This is a genomic window from Nocardia sp. NPDC058518 (assembly GCF_042719655.1).
Lineage (GTDB): Bacteria > Actinomycetota > Actinomycetes > Mycobacteriales > Mycobacteriaceae > Nocardia.
In genome coordinates, this window is record NZ_JBHXNJ010000014.1 from 164,046 (window position 1) to 172,746 (window position 8,701).

Consider the following 8,701-nt stretch of genomic DNA (forward strand, 5'->3'; position numbering starts at 1 on the left):
CCTACCCCTCCCTCTCCACCTCTCCGAGACAACGCCCCCCCACCCCCCCCCCCCCCCCCCCACCCCCCCCCCCCCCCCCCGCCCCCCCCCCCCCCCCCCCCCCGCTTCTTACAGCCGTGCGGTTTCGCGGTTCAGCGCGAAAGGCAGCACATCACTTCAGTGCGCGAGCCAGGTTGACGTCCAGCGCGCCGAGGAATTCCTCGGTGCTCAGGTAACCCTGGTCGCCGCCGACGAGCGCGGCGAGGTCCTTCGTCATCTGACCGCCCTCGACGGTCTTGATGACCACGTCCTCGAGCGCCTGCGCGAAGCCGATCACCTCGGGGGTGTTGTCCAGCTTGCCGCGGTGTTCGAGGCCACGGGTCCAGGCGAAGATCGACGCGATCGGGTTGGTCGAGGTCGGCTTGCCCTGCTGGTGCTGGCGGTAGTGCCGGGTGACCGTGCCGTGCGCGGCCTCGGCCTCACAGGTCTTGCCGTCCGGGGTGAGCAGCACCGAGGTCATCAGGCCGAGCGAGCCGAAGCCCTGGGCCACGGTGTCGGACTGCACGTCGCCGTCGTAGTTCTTGCAGGCCCAGACGTAGCCGCCCTCCCATTTCATGGAGGAGGCGACCATGTCGTCGATCAGGCGGTGCTCGTAGGTGAGGCCCGCCGCGTCGAACTCGGCCTTGAACTCGGCGTCGAAGACTTCCTGGAAGGTGTCCTTGAACATGCCGTCGTAGGCCTTGAGGATGGTGTTCTTCGTGGAGAGGTACACCGGGTAGTTCTGCTGCAGGCCGTAGTTGAACGAGGCCCGCGCGAAGTCCTCGATGGACTTCTTGAAGTTGTACATACCCATGACGACGCCGCCGTCTTCGGGCATCTTCACGACCTCGTGGATGATCGGCTCGCTGCCGTCCTCCGGGGTGAAGGTGAGGGTGACGGTGCCGGCCTCGTAGACCTTGAAGTCGGTGGCGCGGTACTGGTCGCCGAAGGCGTGACGGCCGATGATGATCGGCTTGGTCCAGCCGGGCACCAGACGGGGCACATTGGAGATGATGATCGGCGCGCGGAAGATGGTGCCACCCAGAATGTTTCGGATGGTGCCGTTGGGCGAGCGCCACATCTTCTTGAGGCCGAACTCTTTCACCCGCGCTTCGTCGGGGGTGATGGTGGCGCACTTGACGCCCACGCCGTACTTCTTGATGGCATTGGCCGCGTCGACGGTGACCTGGTCGTCTGTCTTGTCGCGGTACTCGATGCCGAGGTCGTAGTACTCGAGGTTCACGTCGAGATAGGGATGGATCAGCTTGTCCTTGATGAACTGCCAGATGATCCGGGTCATCTCGTCGCCGTCGAGTTCTACAACGGTGCCTTCAACCTTGATCTTGGACATGGATCTTCGTGTCCTCCTCGGTGGGTGCCCTTATTGCACGGCTAGGCGAACACGCTTGTGAGCGGACCCCAGCAGTTCCAACAGACAACGTATATGCCCCGCGTTGTCTGCGGGACGTGTGGTGCAAACAAGACGAGCGTACTGCTGTCCCCCACCTCACCGCGATGGGAGGCCCCACTGTGCGGGACTCCTCGAAGCTACGCCGCCTCGACCGCGCGTCGGCACCCGATCGGGCCTTGACCGGCTACTGGGCGGTAACACAGCCGGGGGGGGGGGCCCCGGGGCGCGGCCCCCCGGCGCGGGCGGGGGGCCGGCCGCGGGCCCGGCCCGCCCGGGGGGCGCGGGCGCGGGCCCCCTGTTGGCCCGTGCCCCGTATAGGGGGGGTAACCCCCCCGGGCCCCGCCACCCCACCGGGGGCCGGGGGCCCCGCTCGACCAGGTCAGACCGCGATCGGCACAGCGGCCGCGTGTTCGTCGCCTTCGATCAAGTTCTCCGGCTTGTCGCGGATCATCACCGCGATCACCACGGCGGCGGCGAGGAAGAAGCCGGCGCCGATATAGAACGCGACGTCGTAGGAGTAGATCGAGGCGCGTTCGATCAGGTGGTCGACGGTGGGGTTGTCGGTGACGTAGTTCTCGGCGGCCTGGACCGACAGGGTGGTCAGCAGCGCGGTGCCGACGGCACCACCGACCTGTTGCGCGGCATTGAGCAAGGCGCTGGCGACGCCGGAGTCTTCGGCGTCGACCTGATGCAGGGCGACGGCCTGCATGCCGACGAACAATGGCCCCATCCCGAGCGCCATCAACAGCTGCGCGGGCAGCACGCTCAGCGCGTACCCGTCGCCGTAGCTCAGTTGCGCCAGCCACAGCAGCCCGACGACGCCGAGCAGCGCGCCGACCACCATCAGCGGACGCGGCCCGAACTTGGGCATCAACGAACTGGTGATGCCCGCCGCGATCCCGATGCCCACCGGGAACGGCAGGAACGCGATGCCCGCCTTCAGCGGCGAATAGCCGAGGGTGTTCTGATAGTAGAAGCTGAGGAACAAGAACATGGCGAACATCGCGATCGGGATCAGCAGCGCGGCCAGCAATGCGCCGCCGCGATTGATCTCACCCGGAATTCGCAGTGGCAGTAGCGGATTCGCCGAGCGCGCCTCGATGAGGACGAACGCGACGAGCAAGGCGGAGCCCGCGCCGAGCAGGCCGAGGGTGCTGCCCGCCAGCCAGCCGTGTTCAGCGGCGCGACTGAACCCGTAGACGATGGAGACCAAGCCGAATGTCACGGTGACGGCGCCGGGCAGGTCGTAGCCGCCGGTTCGGGGCACCGGGATATCACGCGCGATCACCGCGACCGCACCGGCCACCGCGATGAGCGCGATCGGGGTGTTCATCAGCAGCGTCCACCGCCATGACGCGAACTCGGTGAGCGCGCCGCCCACGATGAGCCCGAACGCGATGCCACCCGCGGTGATACCGGCGAACACCGCGAACGCGCGGGACCGCTCCTGCACATCGGTGAAGATCACCGACAGCAGCGACAGGGCCGCAGGGGCGAGCAGTGCGGCGAACGCGCCCTGCAGACCTCGGCCGATGAACAACTGCGGGCCGGTCTGGGCGAGCCCGGCCAGCGCCGACGCGGCGGCGAAGCCGACCAGGCCGACCAGGAAGATCCGGCGTCGGCCCAGGTAGTCGGCCATCCGTCCGCCGAGCAGCAGAAGCCCGCCGAAGATGAGCGTGTACGCGGTGAGCGCCCACTGTTTGTCCCCGTCGCTGATCCCGAGGTCCCGCTGGGCATACGGCAGGGCGATCGTGATCACGGTGGCGTCGAGCACCACCATCAACTGGGCGGCGGAGAGCACGACCAGCGCCCACCACCGCATCGAATTCTGTTGGGCATCAATGTGTTTCGTCTCTAGCTCGGTGCCGGTCACCACGACTCCTCGTCACTCGATTGGCGTCGACCAATCCTGGCACTACGCGACAATTGGCGTCAAGAGAAAAATGTCTGAACGCGCCAATTGGCTTTCCTGGACAGAAAAAGCGGCCGACACGGTAGGCTGGTGGGATGCTGGACTCGACCACTCCGATCAGCGCCGACCGGACGACCGAACCGGCTGCCGACGCGCCGCTGGGCTTGCGTGAACGCAAGAAGCTCCAGACCAAGGCCGCGATCGTCGCGATCGGGCTCGACTTGTGCGATAGCCAGGGTTTCGACGCGACGACGGTCGAGCAGATCGCCGCGGGCGCCGACGTGTCACCGCGCACTGTCAACCGGTACTTCGCGCTCAAGGAAGACATCGTGCTGGCCCCGATCGACGACTTCGGGGTCTCCGTCGCCGTCGCGCTGCGCTCCCAACCGAACACCGGCAACGAACTCCAGGCACTGTGTGGCGCCTACCTGGCGGTGGTCCAGGCGGAGGCAGACGCGGACGGTATCCGGTTCATCCGCCAGTTCCTGCAGATGCAGCGGATCATGCGCACCAGCCAGTCGGTCAACGCGCGGGCGCTGGAATACGCGGAGAAGAAGAACGTCGCGGTGTGCACCGAGCTCGCGCAGCGGATGGGCACGTCACCGGACGACTTCAAGGTGAAGCTGGTGGCCGGGATCTGGCAGATGCTGTGCCACATCTCGGTCGCCGATACCGAACAAGCACTGCTGAGCGGGTCACCGACGGTAGCTGTTCGGGTCACTCGCGACGCCGTGCTGCGCGCCTACCACGGCTTGCGGCAGGTCTGTGGCGCACCGGTGGACGACACGCCAGGCTTCGGCACACCGGCCGACGAGTGATCTTCGGCGTGAAATGCGGGGGAAGTTTCCGCGCGCGGGAGGTGTCCGGTTAACATGACGGCAAGGTCATGAGTACCAGCGCCAAGCCCCGGCTCGCTGGTCGGCAACCCTCCAGCTGCGGTGGGGTGCTCCGGGTGATGACCGGGCTCTCGAAAGTCGAGAGCAAGCGCGCATTGCAGGAGGCCCCCATGTGTTGTTGCCCGTCGATCCGACCCAGTTGACGAGATCCCCCCGGCGCACACCCCACTGGAGCACGACATGACCGACTCTTCCCTGCCCGAGAACTGGTCCTTCGAGACCAAGCAGGTCCACGCGGGCCAGGCCCCCGACGCGAGCACCAACGCGCGGGCACTGCCGATCTACCAGACCACCTCCTACACCTTCCGCGACACCGATCACGCCGCCGCGCTGTTCGGCCTCGCCGAGCCGGGCAACATCTACACCCGGATCATGAACCCCACCCAGGACGCGGTGGAGCAGCGAGTGGCCGCGCTCGAAGGTGGCGTCGCGGCGTTGCTGCTGGCCTCCGGCCAGGCCGCGGAGACCTACGCGATCCTGAACCTGGCCAGCGCGGGCGACCACATCGTGTCCAGCCCGCACCTCTACGGCGGCACCTACAACCTCTTCCACTACTCGCTGCCCAAGCTGGGGATCACGGTCTCGTTCGTCGAGGATCCCGATGACCTCGCGCAGTGGGAAGCGGCGATCCAGCCCAACACCAAGGCGTTCTACGGCGAGACCATCGCCAACCCGAGCAGTGCGGTGTTCGACATCCCCGGCATCGCCGGTGTCGCGCACGCGAACGGCATTCCGCTGATCGTCGACAACACCGTCGCCACCCCGTACCTGATCCAGCCGCTGGCCCACGGCGCCGACATCGTCGTGCATTCGGCGACGAAGTACCTGGGTGGGCACGGTGCGGCCGTGGCTGGCGTGATCGTCGACGGCGGCACGTTCGATTGGACCGTGCGCGACGCCGACGGCAACGCGCGCTTCCCCGGTTTCACCGAGCCCGACCCCAGCTACCACGGTGCGGTGTTCGCCGATCTGGGCGCGCCCGCGTTCGTGCTCAAGGCGCGCGTGCAGTTGCTGCGCGATCTGGGTGCTGCGGTCTCGCCGTTCAACGCGTTCCTCATCGCGCAGGGCATCGAGACGCTGAGCTTGCGCGTCGAGCGGCACGTCAGCAATGCCGAGACGGTCGCGAAGTTCGTCGCCGAGCAGCCGGGCGTCGACGCGGTGTTCTACGCGGGCCTCGAGTCCTCGCCCTGGCACGCGCGGGCCGAGGAGCTGGCGCCCAAGGGTGCGGGCGCGATCGTGGCGTTCGAGCTGGCGGGCGGTGTCGATGCGGGCAAGAAGTTCGTGGACGCGCTCAGCCTGCACAGCCATGTAGCTAACATCGGTGATGTGCGTTCACTCGTGATTCACCCGGCGTCGACCACGCACTCGCAGTTGACGCCCGAAGAGCAGCTGGCGGCCGGCGTCACTCCCGGCCTGGTCCGGCTCGCGGTGGGCATCGAGGGCATCGAAGACATTCTGGCCGATCTGCGCGCCGGGTTCGCGGCGGCGACGACGTGACTGTGAGCACCGAATCGCCGATCGCCCGACCCGAAACCGGGGTGGCCCTGCTGCCACCCCCGGACGGGCGTGTCGGCGTGGTCGCCATCGGGGACGTGGCGCTGGAGAACGGCGCCGTTATCCCCGATGTGCGGCTGGCGGTGCAACGCTGGGGCGAGCTCTCGCCCACCCTGGACAATGTGGTGCTCGTCGAACACGCGCTCACCGGCGACTCTCATGTCGTCGGTGGGCCCGACGGGGCGCCCGGCTGGTGGGAAGGCATGGTCGGGCCCGGCGCGCCGATCGACACCGACGAGTGGTGTGTGATCGCGACCAACGTGCTCGGCGGCTGCAAGGGCAGCACCGGCCCGTCCGCACTGGCGGCCGACGGAAAGCCATGGGGCGCACGGTTTCCCGAACTGACCATCCGCGATCAGGTGAACGCCGAAGCGCGGTTGTTCGAGGTGCTCGGGATCGAGCGGCTCGGCGCGGTCGTCGGCGGCTCGATGGGTGGCATGCGGGTGCTCGAGTGGATCATCGGCCTGCCGGAGCGGGTCAGTGCCGCGCTCGTGCTGGCCGTCGGCGCTCGCGCCACCGCCGATCAGATCGGCACCCAGACCACCCAGATGGCCGTCATCACGGCCGATCCCGACTGGCAGGGCGGCGACTATCACGGCACCGGCCGCGCGCCGATGACCGGCATGGGGCTGGCCCGGCGCATCGCGCACCTGACCTACCGCACCGAAGGCGAACTCGACCACCGCTTCACCAACAAGGCCCAGGGCGACGAAGACCCGTGGACCGGTGGACGGTACGCGGTGCAGAGCTACCTCGAGCACCAGGCCGACAAGCTGTGTCAACGCTTCGATCCGGCCACCTATGTGCTGCTCAGCGAGGCCATGAACCGCCACGATGTGGGTCGCGGGCGCGGCGGTGTCGCTGCCGCGCTGGCTTCGACGTCGGTGCCGTGCGTGGTGGGCGGGGTCGACTCGGACCGCCTGTACCCCTTGCACACCCAGGCCGAACTGGCCGAAGGGCTGCCGGGCTGCGCGGGTCTCGAGATCGTGCATTCACGCGACGGGCACGACGGGTTCCTCACCGAGGCGGCCGCGGTGTCGAAGTTGCTCACCGAGACGATGCGCCTCGCGCGGGAGAACCGCTGACGTTCACTCCCCCGGTCAGCAGGGTGACGATCGAGCGGACGTAGGCCTGAAGTCGTTCGCGCGGATACTCTTCCGGCTCGCTGACCCCGAGCCGACCGAGCATTTCGGCGATGGTGAGGGTCGAGCTCGCGAGCAGCCCGGCGTCCATGCCCGACCACTTCGGCAGCACTGAGATGCCCATGCGGACAAGCGATTCCGCGCGCTCCAAGATTTCGGCACGCGAAGCACGAAGAGCCGCACGATATTCGTCGGGCGCGCTCGCCGGGGTGGCGAGGATCAGCCGCCAGCGAGTCGGATTCGCGAGTGCCACACCGACGAACGCTTCGACGGTCGCCGAGGCAGCCGCCAATGGGTCGGCGCCGAGCAGGTCTGCGGGCAGCGTGTCGGCGATCTGATCCAGTCCGCGTTCGCGTTCGCGCTCCAGCAGCGCTTCGACGAGTTCGGCGCGGGTCTTGAACACCGTGTACAGCACGGGTTTTCCGACGCCGGCCTCCTGCGCGACGGCCTCCATGCTCAGCTCGTGCAGTTCCATCCTGCCCAGGACGGTGAACGCGGCGTCGAGAAGTTGCGCGCGGCGCTGTTCCGGCGGCAGGCGCGGTGCATAGCGGCGCCGAGGTCGTTGCTCCTGCGTCGAAGTCACCCGCCCACCTGCCTTTCGCTCGCCGACGATACCCGCCATCCTTCGTCACGAATCCTACGCAACCGTTGTATTCACGTCGAGTGATTGCTACGGTGGTGTTGTATTCAATATTCCTCGCACTGCAAAGGGGCATGTGCAATGGCTTTCGATGCGTCGACTCTGCGTCGCGACGACTACGGCTTCTTCGGGCCGGATTCCCCCACCTGGAAGGTGTGGGCGGCGCCGACCGCGCTGATCGGATTCCAGCGCGCGGTCACCCTCGAGCACTTCGATCCGTTCCTGACCGCCGCGGTCGCCGATTCGCACGGGATCTACGACAATCCCGCCACCCGTCTCGACCACACGCTGTCCTACTTCCTTCTGGTCGCGCTCGGCGACGGCCGCACCGCCATCCAGGCCGCCGAACACCTGATGAAGGTGCACGCGCCGATGACGGGCATCGAACCGATCAGCGGCAAGCGCTACAGCGCCAACAACCCCGACTCCCAGCTGTGGATCCACGTCACCGGGTGGCATTCTGTGCTCAAGGCCTACGAGATGTTCGGGCCGGGGCCGCTGAGTCCGGCCGAAGAAGACCGGTACTGGGCCGAGTGCGTGATCGCCGCCGAACTACAGACCTGCAAGCCCTCGGATGTGCCGCGCAATCGTGCCGAGGTGCGCGCGTACTTCGAGCGCGTTCGGCCGCAGTTGTGCGTCAGCGAGCGGGCCGTGGAGGCCATGCATTTCCTGCTGTGGCCGTCGGTGAGCAAAGGCATGACGTTCGCGGCCGGTGGTCGTGTGCTGTCGCTGGCGACGATCTCGACGCTGCCCACCTGGATGCGCGAGCTGGGCCGATTCGACATGCCTCGTGTCGTGGACGCCGTGGTCCGTATCCCGGGGAAGGTGCTCGTCTGGGCGGCCGCACGTCGCGCCAACCGTGGATTGATCATGGCCAGCCCGTACGTCGCGAAGATGACCGGACAGATCCTGGCCGCCCACGCCGGCGCCGCGACGCCGCGAACCCGGTCGACGATCAGCCCGAGCGATGCTCGCGCGCTCTACGGCAGCAACGGCACCCGCAGCCTGTGGGACAAAACCTCCGCCTGAACTCTGAAACAGAACCGGGGGATAGAGCAAAAACCGAACCGTGGGTGTTAAAAGGACGAAACAGAATGATTAGTTCGGGCGCGAGGAACACACGGAACA

At 67.4% G+C, this 8,701-nt stretch carries 7 protein-coding genes and 1 riboswitch; of the genes, 4 read left to right on the forward strand and 3 right to left on the reverse strand.

Annotation, left to right across the window (positions count from 1 at the left end):
• Positions 1 to 151: 151 nt before the first annotated feature.
• Both ACFWPX_RS23370 and ACFWPX_RS23375 read right to left on the reverse strand, forming a co-directional pair.
• A complete protein-coding gene (locus ACFWPX_RS23370; RefSeq protein WP_067447965.1) occupies positions 152 to 1,369 on the reverse strand; it encodes an NADP-dependent isocitrate dehydrogenase in 1,218 nt (405 codons plus the stop codon).
• Positions 1,370 to 1,808: 439 nt separating this feature from the next.
• Positions 1,809 to 3,302: an MFS transporter gene (locus ACFWPX_RS23375; RefSeq protein ID WP_378929076.1), complete on the reverse strand. Its 1,494-nt coding sequence runs from the start codon at positions 3,300 to 3,302 to the stop codon at positions 1,809 to 1,811.
• Between the two features lie 134 nt (positions 3,303 to 3,436).
• Here ACFWPX_RS23375 and ACFWPX_RS23380 point away from each other — a divergent pair, with 134 nt between their 5' ends.
• The 3 genes from ACFWPX_RS23380 to ACFWPX_RS23390 all read left to right on the forward strand — a co-directional run bounded on the left by ACFWPX_RS23380 (position 3,437) and on the right by ACFWPX_RS23390 (position 6,876).
• Entirely contained in the window at positions 3,437 to 4,159 is a 723-nt protein-coding gene (locus ACFWPX_RS23380; protein WP_378929077.1) for a TetR family transcriptional regulator, read from the forward strand.
• Between the two features lie 64 nt (positions 4,160 to 4,223).
• Positions 4,224 to 4,334: riboswitch (SAM riboswitch) on the forward strand.
• 83 nt (positions 4,335 to 4,417) lie between these two features.
• Positions 4,418 to 5,734, forward strand: coding sequence for a bifunctional o-acetylhomoserine/o-acetylserine sulfhydrylase (locus ACFWPX_RS23385; RefSeq protein ID WP_378929078.1), 1,317 nt, complete (start codon positions 4,418 to 4,420; stop codon positions 5,732 to 5,734).
• Positions 5,731 to 6,876, forward strand: a complete 1,146-nt coding sequence (locus ACFWPX_RS23390) for a homoserine O-acetyltransferase (RefSeq protein ID WP_378929079.1) — start codon at positions 5,731 to 5,733, stop codon at positions 6,874 to 6,876. The genes ACFWPX_RS23385 and ACFWPX_RS23390 overlap by 4 nt, the downstream gene beginning before the upstream one ends.
• Here ACFWPX_RS23390 and ACFWPX_RS23395 read toward each other — a convergent pair.
• Positions 6,839 to 7,516, reverse strand: coding sequence for a TetR/AcrR family transcriptional regulator (locus ACFWPX_RS23395; protein WP_378929080.1), 678 nt, complete (start codon positions 7,514 to 7,516; stop codon positions 6,839 to 6,841). The two genes, ACFWPX_RS23390 and ACFWPX_RS23395, sit on opposite strands and share 38 nt — an antisense overlap.
• 138 nt (positions 7,517 to 7,654) lie before the next feature.
• Between ACFWPX_RS23395 and ACFWPX_RS23400 the strand changes: the two genes are divergently transcribed.
• Positions 7,655 to 8,602 (forward strand): oxygenase MpaB family protein, encoded by a 948-nt coding sequence (locus tag ACFWPX_RS23400; RefSeq protein ID WP_378929081.1) that lies wholly within the window; start codon positions 7,655 to 7,657, stop codon positions 8,600 to 8,602.
• The last annotated feature ends 99 nt before the right edge of the window (positions 8,603 to 8,701 follow it).